Source organism: Companilactobacillus paralimentarius DSM 13238 = JCM 10415, assembly GCF_001434985.1.
Taxonomy (GTDB): domain Bacteria; phylum Bacillota; class Bacilli; order Lactobacillales; family Lactobacillaceae; genus Companilactobacillus; species Companilactobacillus paralimentarius.
Window position 1 is genome coordinate 1 of record NZ_AZES01000149.1, and the last position, 21,105, is coordinate 21,105.

Annotated in this window: 18 protein-coding genes; 9 read left to right on the forward strand and 9 right to left on the reverse strand. The window is 34.3% G+C overall.

Features of this window, described 5'->3' with window-relative positions; genetic code table 11:
• Window positions 1–65: 65 nt before the first annotated feature.
• Window positions 66–767 (reverse strand): sensor histidine kinase, encoded by a 702-nt coding sequence (locus tag FD33_RS11135; RefSeq protein WP_025085153.1) that lies wholly within the window; start codon window positions 765–767, stop codon window positions 66–68.
• A 798-nt stretch (window positions 768–1,565) separates the two neighbouring features.
• Here FD33_RS11135 and FD33_RS11140 point away from each other — a divergent pair.
• Window positions 1,566–2,402 (forward strand): helix-turn-helix transcriptional regulator, encoded by an 837-nt coding sequence (locus FD33_RS11140; RefSeq protein WP_025085154.1) that lies wholly within the window; start codon window positions 1,566–1,568, stop codon window positions 2,400–2,402.
• Window positions 2,403–2,439: 37 nt separating this feature from the next.
• Here FD33_RS11140 and FD33_RS11145 read toward each other — a convergent pair whose 3' ends face one another.
• Together FD33_RS11145 and FD33_RS11150 are read right to left on the reverse strand one after the other, a co-directional pair.
• A complete protein-coding gene (locus FD33_RS11145; protein ID WP_025085155.1) occupies window positions 2,440–3,465 on the reverse strand; it encodes an SLAP domain-containing protein in 1,026 nt (341 codons plus the stop codon).
• Between the two features lie 172 nt (window positions 3,466–3,637).
• The gene (locus FD33_RS11150) at window positions 3,638–4,018 is read right to left on the reverse strand and encodes a DUF4430 domain-containing protein (protein WP_051564168.1); all 381 of its coding nucleotides are present in this window, start codon (window positions 4,016–4,018) and stop codon (window positions 3,638–3,640) included.
• A gap of 117 nt (window positions 4,019–4,135) precedes the next feature.
• Between FD33_RS11150 and FD33_RS11155 the strand changes: the two genes are divergently transcribed.
• Genes FD33_RS11155 through FD33_RS11165 form a run of 3 tightly spaced genes read left to right on the forward strand, consistent with a single transcriptional unit; the run spans window position 4,136 to window position 7,264 of the window.
• Window positions 4,136–5,059, forward strand: a complete 924-nt coding sequence (locus FD33_RS11155; RefSeq protein WP_148299166.1) for an energy-coupling factor transporter transmembrane component T — start codon at window positions 4,136–4,138, stop codon at window positions 5,057–5,059.
• Complete coding sequence (locus FD33_RS11160; protein ID WP_025085158.1) at window positions 4,993–6,597, forward strand: ABC transporter ATP-binding protein; 1,605 nt, start codon at window positions 4,993–4,995, stop codon at window positions 6,595–6,597. Before FD33_RS11155 ends, FD33_RS11160 begins: the two co-directional genes overlap by 67 nt.
• Window positions 6,587–7,264 carry an ECF transporter S component gene (locus FD33_RS11165; RefSeq protein ID WP_056955978.1) on the forward strand — a complete coding sequence of 226 codons (678 nt, stop codon included), beginning with the start codon at window positions 6,587–6,589 and terminating at the stop codon, window positions 7,262–7,264. Before FD33_RS11160 ends, FD33_RS11165 begins: the two co-directional genes overlap by 11 nt.
• A gap of 248 nt (window positions 7,265–7,512) precedes the next feature.
• Here the strand turns inward: FD33_RS11165 and FD33_RS11170 are convergent, their stop codons facing one another.
• Window positions 7,513–8,232 carry an MIP/aquaporin family protein gene (locus FD33_RS11170; RefSeq protein WP_025085159.1) on the reverse strand — a complete coding sequence of 240 codons (720 nt, stop codon included), beginning with the start codon at window positions 8,230–8,232 and terminating at the stop codon, window positions 7,513–7,515.
• Window positions 8,233–8,382: 150 nt separating this feature from the next.
• On the opposite strand from FD33_RS11170, the gene FD33_RS11175 reads away from it, so the two are divergent.
• A complete protein-coding gene (locus FD33_RS11175) occupies window positions 8,383–8,952 on the forward strand; it encodes a cob(I)yrinic acid a,c-diamide adenosyltransferase (protein WP_025085160.1) in 570 nt (189 codons plus the stop codon).
• Window positions 8,953–9,051: 99 nt separating this feature from the next.
• Complete coding sequence (locus FD33_RS11180; RefSeq protein WP_025085161.1) at window positions 9,052–9,660, forward strand: sugar O-acetyltransferase; 609 nt, start codon at window positions 9,052–9,054, stop codon at window positions 9,658–9,660.
• A gap of 229 nt (window positions 9,661–9,889) precedes the next feature.
• On the opposite strand, the gene FD33_RS11185 is transcribed toward FD33_RS11180, so the two are convergent.
• From FD33_RS11185 to FD33_RS11195, 3 genes are all read right to left on the reverse strand, one after another.
• Window positions 9,890–11,107 (reverse strand): HAD-IIB family hydrolase, encoded by a 1,218-nt coding sequence (locus FD33_RS11185; RefSeq protein WP_025085162.1) that lies wholly within the window; start codon window positions 11,105–11,107, stop codon window positions 9,890–9,892.
• Window positions 11,107–11,916, reverse strand: a complete 810-nt coding sequence (locus FD33_RS11190; RefSeq protein ID WP_025085163.1) for a Cof-type HAD-IIB family hydrolase — start codon at window positions 11,914–11,916, stop codon at window positions 11,107–11,109. The genes FD33_RS11185 and FD33_RS11190 overlap by 1 nt, the downstream gene beginning before the upstream one ends.
• 66 nt (window positions 11,917–11,982) lie before the next feature.
• Window positions 11,983–12,957, reverse strand: coding sequence for an ROK family protein (locus tag FD33_RS11195; RefSeq protein ID WP_025085164.1), 975 nt, complete (start codon window positions 12,955–12,957; stop codon window positions 11,983–11,985).
• 152 nt (window positions 12,958–13,109) lie between these two features.
• On the opposite strand from FD33_RS11195, the gene FD33_RS11200 reads away from it, so the two are divergent.
• On the forward strand, window positions 13,110–14,153 hold the full coding sequence (locus FD33_RS11200; RefSeq protein WP_025085165.1) for an alpha/beta hydrolase fold domain-containing protein: 1,044 nt from the start codon (window positions 13,110–13,112) through the stop codon (window positions 14,151–14,153).
• A gap of 98 nt (window positions 14,154–14,251) precedes the next feature.
• A complete protein-coding gene (locus tag FD33_RS12985) occupies window positions 14,252–14,446 on the forward strand; it encodes a hypothetical protein (RefSeq protein WP_235806963.1) in 195 nt (64 codons plus the stop codon).
• Between the two features lie 182 nt (window positions 14,447–14,628).
• Here FD33_RS12985 and FD33_RS11210 read toward each other — a convergent pair whose 3' ends face one another.
• Window positions 14,629–15,993 carry an MATE family efflux transporter gene (locus FD33_RS11210; RefSeq protein WP_025085167.1) on the reverse strand — a complete coding sequence of 455 codons (1,365 nt, stop codon included), beginning with the start codon at window positions 15,991–15,993 and terminating at the stop codon, window positions 14,629–14,631.
• A 193-nt stretch (window positions 15,994–16,186) separates the two neighbouring features.
• Complete coding sequence (locus tag FD33_RS11215) at window positions 16,187–18,889, reverse strand: glycoside hydrolase family 65 protein (RefSeq protein ID WP_056955979.1); 2,703 nt, start codon at window positions 18,887–18,889, stop codon at window positions 16,187–16,189.
• Between the two features lie 201 nt (window positions 18,890–19,090).
• Here FD33_RS11215 and FD33_RS11220 point away from each other — a divergent pair, with 201 nt between their 5' ends.
• The gene (locus FD33_RS11220) at window positions 19,091–21,055 is read left to right on the forward strand and encodes a glucose PTS transporter subunit IIA (RefSeq protein ID WP_025085169.1); all 1,965 of its coding nucleotides are present in this window, start codon (window positions 19,091–19,093) and stop codon (window positions 21,053–21,055) included.
• The last annotated feature ends 50 nt before the right edge of the window (window positions 21,056–21,105 follow it).

Sequence of the window (21,105 nt, forward strand, 5' to 3'; positions counted from 1 at the left end):
TCCAAGTCTTCTTTGGTGACTTGTCCGAAAAATTCGATTAATTGTTGCAATCTACCGTAACATTATTATTTATCTTCCAATACAGTTAAAATTGTTGAAAAGTAATTATTTTTAACTTTTGTTTGCAAAAGTAAATTACTGTTAGCATGAATGATTTCATTGACCGTTGATAGTCCCAGACCACTATGTCCTTTTTTGGAAGTATAACCAGTTTTAGAAATTTGATTCAAATTAATATCTTCATTTGGAGTAACATTATTCTCTATAACGAATTCTAGGTAATTATCAAATGAAACAAGGGCAAAAGTCATTTTGGGATGATTAGTTAACGAAGACGCTTCAATAGCATTATCAAAAAGAATTCCTAAAATACGGGTTATTTCAATGGATAATCTTTTTGGAATAGAAATATTCTTATCAACTTCAAAGTTAGTTTCAATGTGCTTATTTTTAGCTGCAACAAGTTTCGTAACGATAATTCCTTTAACTAGATCATCATTAAGATGATATAAATTAGCATTTTCAATGGTTGAAGTCATGTCAACATTACTATCTGCATAATCAAGAAGACGTTGAATAGAATCATTGTCAGAACTTTTAGATCTTAATGAAACTGATAGTGATGTAAGAAGATTTTTGTAGTCATGCTTGAATCTTCTCAATTCAGTATTTTTTCGTTCCAGTTCCTTAATGTATAAATTTCTTTCCTTCAAGTGTCTATTTTCGTATTTGGATTTCATTTCCTTTGTATATCCAATTACTAGCATAATGCTTCCAATTGTTATAAATATAGCTGATACTAAACTAACTAATAAGGTGGTTTTTAAATAAGTTAATTGGTTAAATTCATGCTTAGATACTAGAATTAATGACAAATAGGAGAAAGTAATTACTATAATTGATAGAAGAATTATTTTAACCACTGTTTTATTGTAAATAATATTTACAATACTTTTTAACTTAAGGAGATATTTTATAACAATAATTATTACTATAGTTAATGTGTAGTTTATTAATATTAATAGAACAGTTGCTAGTAATGAACTATATGAATAGGTACTAAAATCTAATTTAAATACCTGTATAACAAAATAACTTGCTATTCCTTGAGTAATCGTACTTAGAAGAAACGATAGTAGTAGTAAAATGATTTTGATTAAAGGGTTTGTTTTTTGTTTTATTTTTCTAAAAAATAACCAATATGTGAAAGCTATGAGAAATATTGAAGCATTAGAAAAATAAAGATCGATAAAAGTGAATATAAGGCTTAAAGTGAAGGATAAGATTATATTTTTTTTCGTACGCAGATTTGGAATCAACAAGAATATTGATAAATAGATTAATAAAGAATTAGAAAAATCAAGGATTAACCAAGAAGGCGTTGTAAAATGTTCCAATTTGAATTTTCCTCACTTAATTTTAGAATCCTGAATTAATTCCAGGGAGACTGATGACTGGTAAAAATTGTAAAAAGTTAAACATAAAGAAATTACGTTAAAAGGTAAAATATAATTTCAAATGGTACAATTATATTAACTTGTAATAATAATTAGTGAGGTAGAGATGTGTTCTTAGGATCAGTAATTTACGATAAGCGACGTAGTTTGAACCTAACTCAAAGTGACTTGGCTAATGGTTTGTGTAATCAAAATACTATTAGCAAAATGGAAAAGCATAATATGACACCTCAAATGGATGTCTTGATAAAAATCTGTCAGCGTTTGGATCTTTCTTTGAATGATGTTTTTAGTGAATTTTCCAGCGATTCCAAACCTGAACAAACTTTTATTTTGAATGACATCGAAAAAGATGTTCTGTTAGGTAATTTGGATTCGATCGAAGATAAAATTGCTTTAATTCAAGATAAAATTAAGGCTAAGGATCGGGCACAATGTGACTTTATTCTTGGTGTCGTAAAGTTTAATATTGGAAATTATGAATTGAGTTCTTTCCATTTTGATAAAGTTTTACGAGAGACTAAGACTGATGAAGATAATATTTATACTTTGATGTCATATTTATTCAAAGGTAAGATATATTATCGTCAAGAACATTTCGACGAAGCCGATTACTATCTCGGTTTGATTAGTAGTTCTTTGAGAGAGAATCTTAATGTTAATAATGCTAGTGGATTAGAAATAATTTTTCTTGCTAAAATGGTAGGTAAAGCATACTTAAAAATAAAACAATTTGATTTTGCTAAAAGTATTTCCGAACGTGGTTTGAAATTTGCCAATGACAATCACTTGTCCTATTTTTTAGATGAACTGAATTATAATCTTTATTTAGTTTATCAAGCAGGAGACGATAAGGAAAAACAACGATTGTATAAAAACCGAGCTTTCTACTGTGCAGATGTATTAAATAATCATAAGCTTCAAGAAAAAATTGAACATAAATAAAGACAGCCAAAGCGGCTGCCTTATTTTTTTGTAATTATTATTTGAAAAGACTGATAGCAAAGCTTGGTTCATAAGTAGCTGAGTTAGCTAACTCTTGTTGAAGGAGCCCATCATTGAAGACTGATCCGCCTAATGGAATCCATTCATTGTTAGATACTTGAGCAAAATAGTAACCAGCACTATTTTCTACAACGCTAGAAATCTTCCAAGAAGTAGCAGCAGAAAGTGATCTAGTCATCGAATTTGAAGAAGTGTTATATAGTTGAACATTCTTAGCTAAAGTACCAGTGGCAGTACCGTTACTGAAGATAGAAGTGTTTTTATCTTCGGTAGCTAGAATCCATTCGTTTGTAGCTACTTGGTAATATTGATGACCGTTGATAGTTTTTTCTTGAGCTACTTTCCAAGAAGTGTTAGTTGGTAAAGTTCTACCAGTGTTCTGACCTAAGCCATTGTAGATGACTGAATTAGTACGGAGAGTGATGACTTTTTGAGCACTAGTATTAGCAACAGTATTGTTAGTGTTACTTGTACCATTGTAATCAGAAGTGAAGTTTAAAGCTTTGACCCATTCGTTGGTAGCAACACGGTAGTATGGGTAACCATTGATAACTTTGTATTGATCAACTTTCCATGAGGTGCCATTAGGAAGGGTAACACCCAAGCTGTAACCATTGTTGTTGACCACAGTGGCATTATTATCAGTAATAGTTTTAACAGCATTAACATAGGAAACTTCTTTTTGAACTGGGTTGAGTACTTGATTACCATTGCTGATATTCATAGCTGTGGCATCAACATATTGATTGGTTGCGACTTCATAGTAAGGATTACCACCGATAGTAATTCTTTGGCTTAATCTCCATGAAGTGAAATTCCCCAAGTAACCACCACGAACGTAATTACCATTGGCATCAACAGTGGCAGCACCACCACGCCTAACGGTTCCAATTAGTTGGGTATTAGCAGCATGAACGGTTTGATTTGTGGGTAAATTATTAAGGACAGATGGGGCTAATAAAACGGCAAGTGTCGAGGCTAAAACAATTTTCTTTTTATTCATAATTAATTCCTCCGAATATATTATTCAAGTATAAAATAGCACTATTTAATATAATTGAAGAAAACTATTGCTTTTGTTAAGAAAAACTTAACTTAATAAATTACTTATTTATGCAAAAAAATATGAGATAAGGATATTTGATTTATCCTTATCTCATATTTTAATTTAATCATTAACCATTATATTTTGATAATTTGAAAACAACTTTGTCTTTGTTGTGTAATTTCTTTTTGTCAGCTGAAACGTTAACTTGTTTGCCATTAACAGTGAATGTCCAGTAAATTTTCTTCTTGTTATTTTGTTTGTGACCGTCGATAGCTGAGATAAAGCCACCTTTGTCAGTAACTTTCCAGCCCTTCTTTAGACCATCGGTAACAGTGGCATTCTTTTTCAATGTGATAGTTTTCTTAGCCAACTGTTTTTTATTTTTCTTCAAAGTATAAGTAACTTTGATGTTCTTAGTAGATTTGGCTTGAACAGTTGTTGCAGTCACTGGAGCAAATACCCCTAGTAACATTAATAATGACAGTAGAAATGCTGTTATTTTTTTCATAATCTTCCTCCTCATTTTGTACAACGATTTCAATTATAACAAATAAAAAACTAAATGAATCAAATAGATTTTTTTCGTGAATAAGTTAAAATAGGAATATTGAGAAAGGAGCAGGCAATGATGAATAAGTTGATTTTGAACTTTCAAAAAAGAACTAACAGCGTGACAATTTTCATCTATTTGCTTGGTATTATTCTGATATCGCTGCTCTTTAATAGTCCAATTATTTCTCTGATTAATTTAGTTGCCTTAATCTTTATGGCCATTTTGGTTAGTCGTGAGAAAATAAAAACATATTTTAAGTTTTCTTGCGTAATCTTTATTGTGACTTTTATATTTAATTTGATTTTAAATCAGCGTGGTGAGGATGTACTTTGGAATTTCTATTCATTTCAGCTCACACAGGAATCGCTTCTTAATGGCATTGTTTTAGGTCTATCTTTTGTAAATTTGTTGTGGGCTTTTTATATTTATAATGCCCTGGTTCGAGTAAAAACAGTCTTTGAGTTGTTATCTAGTCTGTTAAAAAATGTAGCGTTGATTTTTATTTTGACGATTCAATTCATTCCGCGAATCATTCAAATTTACAACGAAACAAAAGCAATTAGAAAGTTTCAAACTACAGACAAAGTGCCACAATCCAAGTTGAAATCGACGATGAATTTAATGGAGATTATTTTGAATAAAGCTATTGCTAGTTTTATGAATGTTTCGGACACATTAATTTTGCGTGGTTTCAATAATCATCAAAAGAGTATTGGTAAAACGGAGTACAGAGGTGCTGATTTCTTATTGTCAGGTTTGATGGTGTCAGGTTTAGTGGCTGATATTGTGATGGCGATTGGCAAAGTTGGTATCATTAATTTAGGTTCAATCGATGTTCAATTGATTTTTACTAATTCAGAAATTATTTTACTTTTAATTAATGTGATTTTGATTTTATTACCAGTTATATTTGGAGGGGTAAATTACTTATGGTGGAAATTTTACATTTCAAAGATTACAGCTTCAAATACAACAACAGTCAGAAAGTATCGTTAAAAGATCTGAATTTCTCTGTCCAAATAGGCGATTTCATTGTGTTGATTGGTGAAACTGGTAGCGGTAAAAGTACCTTATTGAAGCAAATGCTAGCTGATTTAGCTGTTGGAAAAATTTTGTCAGGTGAATTGGTGACTGACTTGTCACTGAACAATAATAATTTTGCCTATGTGTCGCAGTTTGTTGATAATCAAATGGTCATGGAGACACCAAGGGACGAATTGAAGTTTGTTTTAGATAACCAAGGCTGCAATCAAAATGAAATTCAATTGCGGATTACGGAAATTGCCAGTTACTTAGGTATTATTGATTTACTCGATATCAATGAAAAACATCTGTCTGGTGGGCAAAAACAGTTAGTTAATTTAGCTAGTGCTTTAATTTTGAAACCAAAAGTATTATTGCTAGATGAACCGACTTCACAATTAGATCCAATTGCGGCTGAAAAATTATTGCAGATGGTACATAAAATCAACGAAGAATTGAATGTGACAGTATTGTTGGTTGAACATGAGATTGACCGTGCAATCCATTATGCCAACAGACTGTTAGTCATGGAGAAAGGTAGTTTGATTGAGGATGCACCAGTGGATACGGGGTTGCGTGATATCTATCAAAATCCTCACCTCAAAAATTACTTGACCCAAGTTGACCGTTTGATTTTGGAGTTGAACTTGTCTACGGATGAACAATTACCTTTGAGCAATAAGAAAGTTGGACTCCTGATAAATCAGAACAGGGCATCGTTAAAGTGTGTTCCTCGTAAAATTGTGATCGACAATTCCGCTGAAGATATTTTTGAGATCAAGCATCTAAATTTTCGATTTGACTTCAATGGTCCACAGATTATCAACAATATCAGTTTTGAGCTGAAAAGAGGGCAGTCTTATTGTGTTGTAGGTCCTAATGGAATGGGAAAGACTACGCTATTAAAAGCGATGACACAACAATTAAAACCCCAATCAGGTAAAATTCTATTTGATGGTCATAAAATCCAAAGTGATTTCTATCAGAAGGTTTTTGTTTTACCGCAGAATCCGGCTATTTTGTTCATGAAGGATACAGTGGCTGAGGAAATTAATTATCAATTGCAGTTAAGCAAGCGTGACACTACTCTTGAAGCAGTGTTAGATAAATTTTCTCTAACTGGTTTAGAAAAGACGAGTCCTTATGATTTGAGCGGCGGGCAACAGGAGTTTTTGGCATTGGCACTAGGCTTCATTAAGAACCCTCAAATATTATTTTTGGATGAACCGACTAAGGGATTAGATCCCAATAAAAAATTAGAGTTGGGGCAGATGTTGAATCGGTTTCAGAATACTGGTGGAACGGTGTTTGTGAATAGTCATGATTTACTATTTGCAGCAAGATTTTTCGAACAAGTAGCAATGATGTTTGATGGAAAAATCAGTCAATTTGCAACACCAACAGCATTTTTTAAAGATAAATTTTTCTATACGACGGAAATAAATAAGGCACTAAGGGAAACTTTTCCATTAGCCTTATCGTGGGAGGATATTAGACAACGTGAATCGTAAATCAATTTCTTTATTAGTTTTAGCAATTTTAGTGCTAGTTTTAATGGCTGTTTTTTCAAGTAAGAATTATTTACTGTTTTCTTTCGGATTTTTGATTTTAACTTTAGGTATTTATTTCTGGAAGTTTGAAAAATCACCGCATACTTCACGGGAGATTGTTTTTATTGCTATTATCTGTGCTTTAGCAGTTGTAGGAAGGATCATCTTTGCAGCTATTCCTGCAGTTAAACCAGAACTATTTATTTTAATTCTAGGAGCTATCGTCAGTGGACCAGAGACTGGCTTTCTGATGGGAACAATTATCGCGTTAACGTCAAATATGTACTTTGGTCAAGGTGCTTGGACACCCTGGCAAATGTTTGCTTTAGGGCTAATTGGATTGGTATCAGGATTGATGTTGAAAAAGGATATCGCGACTTGGAAGTTAGTCCTCTGGGGTTTCTTATCGGGCTTTATCATGGGTTGGATCATGGACATTTATTACATTATTGGTTTTGTGAATCCAATCAGTTGGCAGAGCGTTTTAACTTCTTTAGCGGCAAGTTTTTATTTCGATGTCGTTCATGCCATCTTTACAGCCGTTCTACTATTATTAGTCGGTAAGCGTTGGATCAAGTTGTTTGGTAATTACCAACGAAAGTATGATTTATTTAAGAATAATAACTAATAATTAAAGGTACGAATTTTTTTTGAAGTTAGGGATGAATGTACTTAAATTCTTGCTTCAGACTAAATGGCCTTTTGATTGTTTTCATTGAAATAAATATGTTTTATATGTAACTTTGTAAGATAATTTGTTTTAGTAAGGTAAAAACAGCCTCTATTAAGGGATTCAAGCAAAGTCTTGAATACTTAATGGAGGCTGTTCTTTTTATAATTGAAAGTTGAACATATTCTGTTTTACTTTTAAATATTTTAAGGAATCAATAGATATGCTAAAGCACCGATAGCTCCACCAGCTAGTGGTCCGAGAATTGGTACCCAACTGTAACTCCAATCGGAGTCGCCTTTGTTAGCAATTGGTAGAATTTGATGTGCAATTCTTGGCCCTAGGTCTCTGGCTGGATTAATGGCATAACCAGTGGTCCCACCGAGTGAGAATCCAATAGCAGTGATCAAAAGTCCTACAACAATTGGATTTAATCCTTGTGTGAATTTACCTCTAGTAAAGGCTAGTAAGGTAAAGACTAAGACGAATGTCCCAATAAATTCACTGATAAAGTTCATTGGGTAATTTCTGATAGCTGGACCTGTGGCGAAAACGCCTAAAATAGCTTTAGAATCTTTGGTTTCTTGCCAATGTGGATAATAATTGATCCAGACAATCACAGCTCCGACGATTGCCCCTAAGATTTGAGCAATCATGTAAGGAACGACGTAACCCCAATTGAAGACACCTGCGATAGCCATCCCCAAAGTTACAGCGGGATTTAAATGTGCCGGACTAAGGAAGGCTGAACAATAAATACCTAAAGTTACAGCTAATCCCCAACCAAGAGAAATGGCAACCCAACCGGAACCTTCAGCTTTAGACTTTTTCAAACTGACCGCAGCAACGACGCCGTCACCTAATAGAACTAAAACTAAGGTACCAATGAATTCCCCGAGTAATTGTAATGTTAAACTGTCATGCATAAAACTTACCTCCCATCCATATGATATCGGTTGCATAAATTGATTATACATAGATAAAGTTGAGAAAGCTAAAAATAGTCATCTTTTGGACATTATTTCTTGGTATAGTTGTTAAGAAAGATAATTATTAAGCAAGGAGTTTTATTAAATATGAAAATTTATACACGTACTGGAGATAAAGGTAAGACTAGAATTATTGGTAATGATGTTTTGTACAAGTCAGCTCAAAGAATTGAATCGTACGGAACGATTGATGAATTGAACTCTTTAGTGGGTGTCGTGATTGCTAATTTGTCTGAAAAAAATTTAGTTTTGAAAGATGAATTACAAGAGATTCAGCAATTATTATTTGATTGTGGAACTGATCTGGCCATTTCTGCTAGTGATAAGAAGCATGAATTTATTTTTACAGAGGATAATAAGGCTGTTGATTGGTTAGAAAAGAAAATCGACGATTATTCTGCCAAAGTTCCTGCTATTCAAAAATTCATCTTACCTGGTGGGTCAAGGACAGCTTCTAATTTGCACTTAGCAAGAACTGTGACTAGAAGAGCCGAACGAGAAATCGTTGCCTTGATGCAGGAAGAACCAATCAATGATTATGTGCTTAAATTTATTAATCGTCTATCCGATTATTTCTTTGCTGCGGCTAGGTATAGCAACGTTTTAGATGGAGTAGACGATATTCAATATCGTAATAGTAAACCTGTTTTTAGATAGCATAAGAATTGTACCCATTTACTTTTGTAAATGGGTATTTTTTTGGCAAAAAATTGTTATCCTTGATGTATGAATTTTTAAAGATAGAGGAATATGATGATGAGATCACAAAAAGAAAAAATGTTAGCTAGCGACTTATACATCGCACATGATCCGGAATTAAAAAAAGATTTTTTGAAAGCTAAGAGACTATTAAAGGAGTTCAATCAATCCAATGAGGAACAAGTTCCACGTAGGACTGAGATTTTGCAAGATTTATTCAAGAAAATTGGTGATAAGCCCTATATAACACCACCGTTCTATACAGACTATGGTTGCAATACGACTATTGGAAAGAACTTCTATGCTAACTACGACTTAATTCTTTTAGATATTGCACCAGTAAAGATTGGAGACAATGTTATGTTTGGCCCTCGTGTTGGAGTTTATACAGCTGGTCATCCAATTGATCCCGTAATACGAACAGAAGGATACGAATACGGTAAACCAATTGAGATTGGCGATAACGTTTGGATCGGTGGCAATGTAGTAATTAATCCAAATGTCAAAATAGGTAATAATGTTGTTATTGGTTCTGGCTCAATCGTAACTAAGGATATTCCTGATAATGTAGTAGCAGTTGGTAATCCTTGTAAAGTATTAAGAAAAATCAATGATGAGGATAAAAAATATTGGGAATTAGAGAAACAACGTTATTTTGAAAATTAAACCAAGCAAAAAGCTCAAAACCGTCAGCAAGCGATTTTGAGCTTTTTGTTTGAACTGAATCCGTAAGAAACAGTTTTTCTAAAGTTGTTAAGGATTATACATTATCTATAGGGGAAGGATAATCAAATATTTTCTTATTTGATTATGCTTATACTTTACCGCCGAGATATGAATTAATTATTGAAGAAAATCGATATTTGTTTTAATTAAATGTGAAGAAAAATCGATTTTACAATTCAAAAACAGATTCGAGATGCGCGAGAACACCTTGTTGATTATTGTTAGTTGTCTGATATGGAGCTGTTTCTAAGACAATTTCACTAGCATTTTCCATGGCGACACCGTGACCGACATAGCGTAACATTTCAAGATCATTGCCTCCATCCCCGAAAGCACACATTTCCTCTGGTTTGATATTTAATTTTTGTGATAAATACTCTAAACCAGTAGCCTTGTTAGCTTCGGCTTGGATAATATCGATATCACCGTGACCACTGGAAACGACAGAAACATCTTTGCCAATGCCATTAGCTAGGTGTTCCATATAAGCTTCAGTTTCAGTTAAAGGACAGTTGACTGAGAATTTTAGAATCTCATCGTCAATATTTTCAAAGCTATCAACACTTGTAATACAAGGAGTCGTGTGCTTCCAATTTTTAAAGTTTCTGATAAATGATTTGGTGCTGTTAAAGCCACTATCAATGGCAATATAGTCGATATTTTGATTAGTGTTGAGTAATTTCTTTTGAGCTGCTAATAAGCGTACAGTCGTGATATATTTATTAATCGGCATTTGAACGGTTTGGTGAAATTGTTGGTTCAAAGTCGTTACTGAGGTGTTCAGCTCATGAGCTAAGACGGCCCCATTTAAATCATCAGCATAATTGTTATTGATTATTTTCAGAGCCTGATCGATTAGACTCTCATTGACAGAGGTGTTGGAAGTGACTTTGTGAGAGAAGTTGTTGATTAAATTGGACATCAATATATAAATTCGACCGGTTAAATCAAGATTGAAAGTATCATCACGAGGTTCTTGCAAAAGTTGAATCATCATCCGCAGTTGTTTTTCTAATTCTTGATAAGCAATCAACTGTTTTAGACAAGTTGGTTTGCCTCTGAGATCAAAATGAATTTGGTCGATATCAGGATAAATTTTTTTGAGAAAGTCATAGTCAATCAAAAGGCAGAAGACAAAGACTGATTTTCTATTAATAAAGTCAGTCTCATGAATATCTCGGAAATTGATAACCCAAATATCACCTTGATGATATTCATTTTCTTGATTATCGTCTTTAACCAGCAAAGTATTTTTAGAAACCATAAATCCTAATTCAATATTACGGTGCCAATGCGAGGGGACACGTTTAGGTGAATTCTCATCATGAAAATAGTATTTGAAAGGTACTTTTGGTGTTGGTTGAACTATTTCGTGCGTAATTTTCATTAAAGGACGTACTTCTTTAATGATTTGGCAATACCATCATTGTTATTAGTATCAGTCACATATTTAGCATGTTCTTTAGCTATATCTGAACCATTGCCCATTGCTACGGCAGAGCCAACGAAGTCAAACATTGGTAAATCGTTCTTTTCATCACCAAAAGCCATTATCTCATCGCTACTCAAATGTAAAATGTCAGCTAGAGTAGTTAAACCTTCACCTTTGTTAACTTCAGGATGCATAATTTCGATGAAATTAGCACCAGCACGCACAACATAGTATTCATCAGCAAATTCATCTTTTACTGCTTGTTCATATTGATCTAAAGTTTCTTTTTCACCAACGATAGCGGCTTTGGCAATTTCGAAGTCGGAAGCTAATTCATCGGGTTCACGAACAAAAATACCAGCACTGTTTTCCCAAGCTTGGGTAACGGCAAAGCGATTAATGTCATGGTTGGAAGTATAGACATTGCTATCATCGTCAAGCACATAATATTGCATTTTGCGGTCTTCAACAAATTTAACGATTCTTCGATAGTCTTTATTGTTAATTATTTTACGGGAAAGGACTTTACCAGCGGCTGTTTCTACAAGTGCACCATTGTAAGTGATGACGTATTGATCATCACCTTGTACACCAAGTTCATCTAAATAGTGGTCAACGCCGGCTAATGGTCTACCGGAACAAAGAACAACTTTGATACCTTTAGCCAAAGCTTCTTTTAAAGCTGATTTAGTAGATTCGGCAATTTGTTGATTGGAAGTTAGTAGTGTATCGTCAACATCTAAAGCAATTAGTTTTATACTCATGAATTTACCCCTTTTTAAACTTGGTTAATTAAGATAAGGATATTGTACCAAAAAAGTTAAGCGGTTTCAATTGCCGCTTAACTTTTTAAAAATAATATTTCGACCAATAGTAGCCAAACCAAGTAAATAGTCATCCTGAAAATTACGATTGAAATCCAATTTATAATTTTGATGTAGTGGGAGATATCGATGGAGTGTTTGAATAATTTGGTTAATTTCTAAATCGGTTAGATTCAATTCATCAATATAGGCAATAAGCAGATTAGGATTGATCAAACTAATAATGTTTCGTAGATGGTCAATAATTTGATTTTTAGGAGATTCCTTTTGATCGACGGTACCATATTGAACTTCTCCAGCTAATCCGTCTGCGCCAGTAATAAGTTGGTCGTTGATGACGATACCGACTCCGGGACCATAGAGCTTGGGAAAATAGATTCCAGCAGCAATATTTTGGCTTTCGTGTAGTGAAGAGGCAGCTCCGAAGATACAAGCATTGATATCGTTAACGATAATAGTATCGATATCAGTTGAGACCTCAATGGCCTTGGATAACTTGATACCACGCAATGCCTTAACATCAATTAGCTGTAAGTAACCATTCAATTCATCGCCAGGGATGCCGACAATTATTTTCTGAGGTTTACTTTCGTCTGTATGCAGTTTAATGAATTCCAAAAGCTGTTCAACTGAAGTTATATTCTCTTCATAATGTGTCTGAGAAATGATTTTTCCTGATAGATCAATAAGAGAGTAATTAGCCTTGATATAATCATGGACTTCGTGGAGTTGTAACGCTCCCAGAGTATAGGCCTGATAATTTATCTGATAAGTTTTGGCCCGGCGGCCTCTGGTATTAGTAAAATCGACGGTAAGAATGTTTTTTAATTCCAATAACTCGATCAGTTTATTGATACTGACGACGCTTAAACCAGTTAATGTTGATAATTGTTTAGCGGAGAGGGACTTATGAATATGCAGTAAATGTAAAATTGACTGTAAATTATGTTCTCGGGCTGAAATTTTGCTATTAGATGTCACTGTGTTCCTCCAGATAGATTGATTTGATAAATCAATATTAATAAAAAGTTTTGTTATAATTTAATGTAAAATATGTTTAAACAGGATATATACTGATTGTAGTATAGATAATACGAATTGACTTAAATAAAAAATAAAGGATGGCTTTTATTATGATGAATAGCGATTATAACGTTGAATTGAGCCGATTGAATCAGATTGAGTCAGTCGATATTCCCCATCTAGAAAATGTCAAAATGATTGTTAAAGATAGGGTAGACGCTCATTCTTATGAACCGATAATTTGGAATCACTTGAAAACCTTGAGTGATGATCCACAATTACCTGATGATTTGACTCAGTTACGTGCTGGAAATCAAAAGGCTGATATAGTTGCTTCCGATTCGACAGTTAGAATTGACGTAGAAATGAGTAATAAGTTAGATCGCAAAGTTAGATATTTGAAAATTTATCGTAATGACAAAAACTTATCAACCGAAAAGGCTTTGATTTATGTGCACGGAGGCGCTTATTATGGAGGTTCCGCTGAGGATACTTTACCATTTTTACGTTTGTTAGCGGCTAAATTCAATGGTTTTATCTATAGTGTGGATTATAGCATTGCACCGGAAAAACCATATCCAGCAGCTATTGAAGATTGTCTTTCAGTATTGATGGATATATGCGATAAGCACCAACAAATTTCTCTAGCTGGAGATTCAGCTGGTGCCTCGATTGCGTTGGGTGTCAGTCAATTAAGCAGTAACATGGGTATTTGCGAAATTTATAAGCACATATTATTTTATCCAACAATAGTTCAAGGCTCAGATTATAATGGTCCACTTTGGAATGATCGTTTGATTCCAATTAATCCGGAACAAAGACAAGCACTTCATAATAACTATACACAATTTAAACGTTTAGATAATATTATGACAAAATATTATTTGAATGGTGCTAATTATAATCTTTCGGCACCGCTTATTTCACCAATGTATGCAGATCCATTGATTTTTAAAAAAGTTTTGGTAATGACAGGTGAGTTCGATCCATTCAGACTGCAAGATGAAGCCTTTGTTCAAAAGGTTGGTATGGCAGGATGCGAAGCAGGGTATATCCGCTATGGTGGTTTAGCACACGCTTTTTTGAACTATGTAGGCAAGATACCGGCAGTAGAAGATGCTTTGATCGAGTGTGCTGAAGCTTTAAATAGTTAAAAATAGCTCCTATTTAGATAATACGTATTATCTAAATAGGAGCTGTTTGCTTTGTGAAAGTTTAGTAAAATGTGAATGTCATAATACCGGCGATACCGATGAATAAAGCAATAACATCGGTGGTCCAGAGGGCATATGCGATAAAAGGCGAAGGATTGGTTATTTCACCTTTTTTTAATTTTTTGAATGTTTTTGTTACAGAACGAAAAGTTATAAGAGAAAGTAAAATTAAAATTACACCTATGACAATAGCCCAAACACCCGTGTTAACATCTCCCCAAATGTATTTATAAGTATCGTATCACTTTTATGTAACCGGATACAAAAATGTCTTGAATGTAGCTAATTTATATCATGAGTGGGTATTGATTACTATGTATCCCCTAATTTTAAATCATAGAGTTTAAAATCATCTGACATTTACATATATCTGAATATGAAAAAAAGAAACCCAATAATATTAGGTTTCCCTCGATTATTCTGAAGCTGTTTCCTCATGATTCAAAAGATTCTTCATGTTTTTAAGTTTCTTGATCTCAATATTCCAAGTACTTACTAATACCAATACTGAACCAGTCCAAGCTAGTGGGTTGGCCATGGCAGCTCCGTAAAATCCGAATAAACGGATAAGAACGACACCAGCAAAGACTCTCATTAATAGTTCGGCGATACCAGCAATTGTTGGTGCTTTTTGATTGCCTAATCCTTGCAATGTGTATCTGACAATGAAGAGAATTGACAAGATAAAGTAGGTCGAACCATTGAAGTAGTAGTAAATTTGAATTAGGTTCAAGACCTTTGTTTCACTACCATTCATGAACAAATGAGAAATTGATTGTCCGAAGAAAATCAAAAAGATCCCGATGACAAGACTAGAAATAACTGAGACTAAAATTCCATCCTTGACGCCCTTTAGGATACGATCGAATTTTTTAGCACCCATATTTTGAGCGGTGAAGTTAACTAAGGCTAGGCCAAAACTAAAGGCCGGCAAAGTGGCAATCTGTTCAACTCTTCCGGCAACTGTGTATGCAGCGACTGCATTGGCACCCAAAGTATTGAGCATGAATTGTAAGATAATTGAACCAATGGCAATGATGGAAGACTGAAAACCCATTGGTAAACTTATTTTTAGCAATTCTTTAATTTCGTTCATATCAATTTTGAAATCATCACGAGTTAAAATTAAGTATGGGATGTGTTTTCTAATGTAAAAATAAAGGATCACAAATGTGATCGTTTGGGCAACAACAGTGGCTAAACCAGCACCAGCTACGCCCATCTTCAAATAGAGAATAAATACTAGCTCTAAAAGAATGTTTAAAATTGTACTTACGATTAAAAAGAATAGAGGCACTCTTGAATCTCCAAGTGCTCGCATTGTATTTCCTAGAAAATCAAAACCTACAAAAGAAAAAATTCCTGCAAAGATAATTTCCAAAAAGATAAACGAGTCATGTAGCAACACTTTAGGTGTTTGCATAGCAATGAGCAGTGGATAAGCTACTAAAAGAGCAATCGCTGTAAAGACGACAATGATAAATAGGGAGATGATAATTCCTGAAGCAAAACTTTGTCTGACTCCAGCTTCATCGTTGGCTCCATATTTTCGTGCAGTTAAAATAGTTAGACCACTGGTCATCCCTTGAGCAAATCCAATGACTAGTGCTGTCAATCCCCCTGTTGCACCAACGCTGGCTAAAGCATTGACACTGATAGTTTTGCCAACAATTAAAGTATCAATGAAACTATAGAATTGCTGGAAAAAGTTACCTAATAGCAAAGGTATGGTATACAGAAAAATAACTTTTATAGGTCTGCCGTTAGTCAGATCTATCATATGTCTAAAACCCCTCCATAAAGATTATGAATATTCTATCATTTTATTTTTGATTGGTAAGGGGGTAAAAGAGAAAGATTAAGTTATTTTTGAGTAACTTGTCACATCTAGGTGTAAGCGTATAAGTAAAACAAGCCATACTAACCGTAAAAGTACTTCAATTACGGTTGGTATAGCTTGTTTATTTTTTTATTTAATAAGTTAATTGAATTTCTTGATTGGCTGTTAATGGTAATTTTTGATTGAGAAATTTAATTTCGGAATCTTTATCGGTTGTTACGATAAAAGTATTGTCAGTAACTCTGAATTTGAAGTTGACGTCTCTAAAGGTCATTTGGAAATCTACTTCTTCCCATTGTTTTGGCATATGTGGATTAACTTCGAGCATCTTACCACGATAGTCGACACCGGCAAAATATGATGTAACGACGTTCAAGGTTGCACCCATAACACCTAAGTGAATACCTTCAGCAGTTGTACCACCTTGAATGTCATAGTAGTCACTAGTTAGTGCTTCATAAAATAGTTTCCAAGCTTCACTGTCTTCACCAATTTTAAGCATTAACATTGAGTAGACGATTCTGGAAAGAGTGGAACCGTGTGTCGTTCTAGCAATGTAGTATTTAATATTATCGTGAATAAACTTGTTAGGGTTAACGATTGGGTAACCTAAATCTAACATGATTTTTAAGAATGTACTTTCACGGATGTTGAATAGAGCCATTAAAGTGTCAGCTTGTTTGGCAATTTGATAATTGTCAGGTGAATCGTTATGTGCCTTGAGGATTCGATCCATTCTGGAAATATTGCCATATTGTTGACGGTACTTGTCAAAGTCAATTTCTTTGAGATCGAAGTAACCCTCGAATTGACCTAGAATATCACCACTGAAATCTAATTTAAGGTTGTGCCTGATATTATTTAGATCTTTGATATTCTGTTGAGTGAAGTTAGTTCTCTTAAGATTATCATCAATTATTTTAGCAGGTTCATCTTCAATTAATTTAGAAAGTTTTTTGAAGAACCAACTAACCATAATATTGGTATAGGCATTGTTCTTTAAGCCATTGTTATCAGTGTCATCAGGATAATTTTCGTGAAATTCATCTGGACCCATAACGTCAGAAATAGTGTATTTACCAGTATCAGGATCAAATTTAGACATACCGATCCAAAATTCAGCAATATCAAAAAGTAATTCTAAGCCATATTGACTCATAAAAGTCTCATCTTGTGTGGCATTGTAATAATTTAAGATATTATACGCTACAGCCAAAGAGACATGGCGTTGTTTTCTAGAATTATCGGGATCCCAAGTATTAGTCATGGGATTGAGGTGAACTTCTTGTGATTGTTCGTCACCATACATTCCACTTTGCCAAGGGAACATAGCTCCGTTATAACCACTAGCCGCAGCGTACTCTTTGGCTGCATCTAAGCGCTTATAACGGTACATCATTAAATCTTTAACTAATTCGGGATAGTGTAAGAGATAGAAATTCATGTCAAATGGTTCGTCCCAGAAAATATGACCACGATAACCTTCACCAGTTAAGCCTCTAGAGCCAACGGAAGCATCTAAATGTTTATTAGCTAGTTCTTGAGCAGCAATCGTCATACTGAAACAATTCAAATGTAATAATTTTTGAGCAGTAATATCACCTGTGACAATGATATTCTCTTTTTTCCAAACATCATGCCATGCCTCTTTTGATGCTTCTTGAGCGCCGGCAAACGTAGGAATGAAGTTGTGACTTCTGGCTGTATCAATCATGTCTGGTTTGGTCTCAAGTGAAGTGAAAATACTGACGGCTTTTTCTAGGGTATAAGTATGATTTGGTTTGACATTGAATTCAATAAACTGACTAGCAATTTCAGATTTGTTTTCCATATAGTATTGAGCATTGTCAATGTCAGGGTAGGAAATATTAGTCTTAATAGCTAGATCAATTTGAGATTGATTGGTGTGGGCCAGCATTAACATTTCCTTATCATTGTTTTCGATATTGTCGACAATTAAGTGTTTATTTGCTAAGTTACGGTATCTGGCAACATTACTATTTACAATTGAGGCATCTGTTTGAGTTAATATAGTTATTTTGCCGTAAAAATTGAGTGGCGTGACAGAATATTGAAGATAATAATCATGATAATTTTTTAAGTCGGCCAATTTCTTAGCAACAACTTTTAATTCTTTACCATCATCCAACCTTATAATAGTAGAAATTGTCAGAATTCCATGTTTCATATCTAAAGAACGGACTGATTCTTGAACTAGATCATCTTTAATTCTAAGATAGTCGCCTTCATCTACTTTAAAACTGATGTATTGAGAATTTGGTAAATTAACTAAGTCCTCATTGATGACGTCACGGTCGTTGATAGGGGTAGATAATTGATTGAAAACACCGGCTACATAGGTAGCAGGGTAGTTATCGTCACTAGCCTTAGCCTCTAAGTAAGTACCTCGTAAACCTAAAAAGCCATTACCGATTGTTTGCATGGACTCTTGACCATATTGGCGCTTGTCATGATCTAAATGATTGTAGTCTAGATGCCAACCAGAATAACTAATTGCATTATGAGTAGCTAGGGCTAAGCCATCTTTACGAATATCTTCCATATCAACAACAGGAACGTGGAAAATATTTTCTAAATCATTACGACAATTAATGGTTTGATTATTATACGTAATCAAATTTTTATTTAGTAAACTTTCACGTGTATTTGTAAGCACAAGAACGTCGACTGGAGTTGAGAGAATTTTTGCAAAATTTTGAAAATTTTCTTTTAACTCTTGTTTAGAGTTGAATTTATAACTTTTCTGATTGCTTAGATCTTTATTGTCGGAATAAATAATTTCATCATCTGTAAACTTTAAGTATAAGGGCTTCATGACTATTTCCTCCATAAATAAAAGACTATATATTTGTTTAAACACATTATTACAATACGTATTATACACCCCGTCAATACTGATTTAGTGCGAATTTTATAATAAAAAATGTTCTAACTTGATGTTTATACATGACAAGATGTATTATCATTATGAATGAAAAATGTAACCGGTTACTAAAATTAAGGAGGTGCTATTCTTATGAAGAGTACAGTTAAAATGCTTGCTCCTGTAAATGGAAAAGCTGTACCAATAACTGAAGTTCATGATCCAATGTTTTCTGAAAAAGACATGGGTGACGGTTTTGGAGTTATTCCTACAGGAAATGAGATTTTGTCCCCAGTCTCTGGGAAAGTTATGTTAGTTGCGTCAACAAAACATGCAATTGGGTTCAGTACTGATGATGGACTAGAGGTTTTGGTTCATATGGGTGTGGATACAGTTGAACTAAACGGTGCTCCTTTTGAACTATTCGTTAAAGAAGGAGATACAGTTACAGCTGGTCAAAAGGTAGCTACAATGGATATTGACGCTGTCAAAAAGGCTGGCAAAGTAACAGATGTTATCGTCGCTATTACCAATACTAATAAAGTGGTTAAGGATGTTAATGTCACTAAAGGTGATGTTAAAGCGGGCGATGATGTTGCTGAAGTTAGTTTGATGGCCCCTGGTGAATCTACTGCTAAGCCATCAGGTAAGGTAGATTATGACCAACTAGGTAAGGATATCGTTAAGAACGTTGGTGGAGTAAGTAATGTTGAAAATGTTATTCACTGTATCACACGTGTTCGTTTCTATTTGAAAGATGACAACAAAGCTCATGACGATACTATCAAAGCCATGAAGGGTGTTCTGGATGTTGCTAAAGCTGGTGGACAGTATCAAGTTGTTATTGGACCAGCAGTTGAAGATGTTTATGATGCTGTTGTCAAAGCTTTAGGACCTGGATTTGGCGGAGATTCTGAAGTTAAGAAAGAAAAGGTTGAAGCTCCAAAAGGAGTTTGGCCTAAGACAAAGTTTTATTTCAGTGCTTTAATTGGTATAATCACAGCCAGCATGATGCCTATCATCGGGTTGTTAGCTGCATCAGGTATTTTAAAGGGATTATTAGCTTTAATCGTTTCAGCAAAATGGTTATCTGCAACAAGTTCTACATATATGATTATTAGTGCAATGGGTGATTCAGTATTTTATTTCCTACCTATCTTAGTTGGTTTTACAGCTGCTAAGAGATTAGGAGCAAACCAGATCATCATGGGTGTTATCGGTGGTGTTTTGGCATATCCAACTTTGGTACAAGTAGCAACTAAAACAAGTAGTACTGCAATGAATTTCAACAGTAATTTCTTTGGTATTCCTATTCATATCGCAAATTATACTTATTCAATTTTCCCAATGATCGCTGCTGCATGGATTGCTTCAAAGATTGAACCATGGCTCAAGAAACATATCGTTATGTCACTACGTATGATCCTTAGTCCTCTACTAGAAGTATTTATTGTCAGTGCAATTATTATCGTTATCGTTGGACCAGTTATTACACTTCTAAGTTCTTACTTAGCAAATGGTATCGTTGCTCTATTGAAGTTCAGTCCTGCTATTTCCGGATTGTTGATTGGTGGATTCTATCAATGCTTGGTTATCTTCGGTTTACACTGGGCTGTTATTCCTGTCGTTGCTAGTCAAATTGCCACAACAGGACACAGTGCATTGAATGCTATTGTTTCTGCAACAATGGTTGCTCAAGGTGCTGCTGCAATGGCTGTCTTCGTTAAAACAAAGAAGAACATTGATATGAAACAAATTGCCGGTGCTGCTACACTTTCAGCTTTTGCTGGAGTTACAGAACCTGCAATGTATGGTATTAATTTGAAATATGGTCGTATCTTCTGGACAGCAAATATCGGTAGTGCCGTTGGTGGTTTGATTACCGGATTAATGCATGTTGATATGTGGGGCTTTGCCGGATCATTAATCGGTTTCGCTTCATTCATCAATCCAAAGGGTATTGACAGTAGCTTCACAGGATATTTAATCGCATCAGCTGCAACAATCGTTGTTTCCTTTGTATGCACATACCTCTTCGGATTCAAAGAAGAAGACCTCGAAAGCAGTCATGCTGTTGAAAAGGTAAGATTAGGTAGCCGTGAACCTGCGCAAGGTTAACTAAATATTTTAATAAAAAAAAGTAGAAATGCTATTAAATTAGCGTTTCT

Excerpts from the sequence above, each read along its gene's own strand:
- FD33_RS11145 (WP_025085155.1), bottom strand. The coding sequence starts at position 3,465 with ATGAATAAAAAGAAAATTGTTTTAGCCTCGACACTTGCCGTTTTATTA.
- FD33_RS11215 (WP_056955979.1), bottom strand. The coding sequence starts at position 18,889 with ATGAAGCCCTTATACTTAAAGTTTACAGATGATGAAATTATTTATTCC.
- FD33_RS11160 (WP_025085158.1), top strand. The coding sequence starts at position 4,993 with ATGGTGGAAATTTTACATTTCAAAGATTACAGCTTCAAATACAACAAC.
- FD33_RS11135 (WP_025085153.1), bottom strand. The coding sequence starts at position 767 with ATGCTAGTAATTGGATATACAAAGGAAATGAAATCCAAATACGAAAAT.
- FD33_RS11210 (WP_025085167.1), bottom strand. The coding sequence starts at position 15,993 with ATGATAGATCTGACTAACGGCAGACCTATAAAAGTTATTTTTCTGTAT.
- FD33_RS11200 (WP_025085165.1), top strand. The coding sequence starts at position 13,110 with ATGATGAATAGCGATTATAACGTTGAATTGAGCCGATTGAATCAGATT.
- FD33_RS11220 (WP_025085169.1), top strand. The coding sequence starts at position 19,091 with ATGAAGAGTACAGTTAAAATGCTTGCTCCTGTAAATGGAAAAGCTGTA.
- FD33_RS12985 (WP_235806963.1), top strand. The coding sequence starts at position 14,252 with ATGAATAAAGCAATAACATCGGTGGTCCAGAGGGCATATGCGATAAAA.
- FD33_RS11170 (WP_025085159.1), bottom strand. The coding sequence starts at position 8,232 with ATGCATGACAGTTTAACATTACAATTACTCGGGGAATTCATTGGTACC.
- FD33_RS11180 (WP_025085161.1), top strand. The coding sequence starts at position 9,052 with ATGAGATCACAAAAAGAAAAAATGTTAGCTAGCGACTTATACATCGCA.
- FD33_RS11175 (WP_025085160.1), top strand. The coding sequence starts at position 8,383 with ATGAAAATTTATACACGTACTGGAGATAAAGGTAAGACTAGAATTATT.
- FD33_RS11190 (WP_025085163.1), bottom strand. The coding sequence starts at position 11,916 with ATGAGTATAAAACTAATTGCTTTAGATGTTGACGATACACTACTAACT.
- FD33_RS11155 (WP_148299166.1), top strand. The coding sequence starts at position 4,136 with ATGATGAATAAGTTGATTTTGAACTTTCAAAAAAGAACTAACAGCGTG.
- FD33_RS11150 (WP_051564168.1), bottom strand. The coding sequence starts at position 4,018 with ATGAAAAAAATAACAGCATTTCTACTGTCATTATTAATGTTACTAGGG.
- FD33_RS11185 (WP_025085162.1), bottom strand. The coding sequence starts at position 11,107 with ATGAAAATTACGCACGAAATAGTTCAACCAACACCAAAAGTACCTTTC.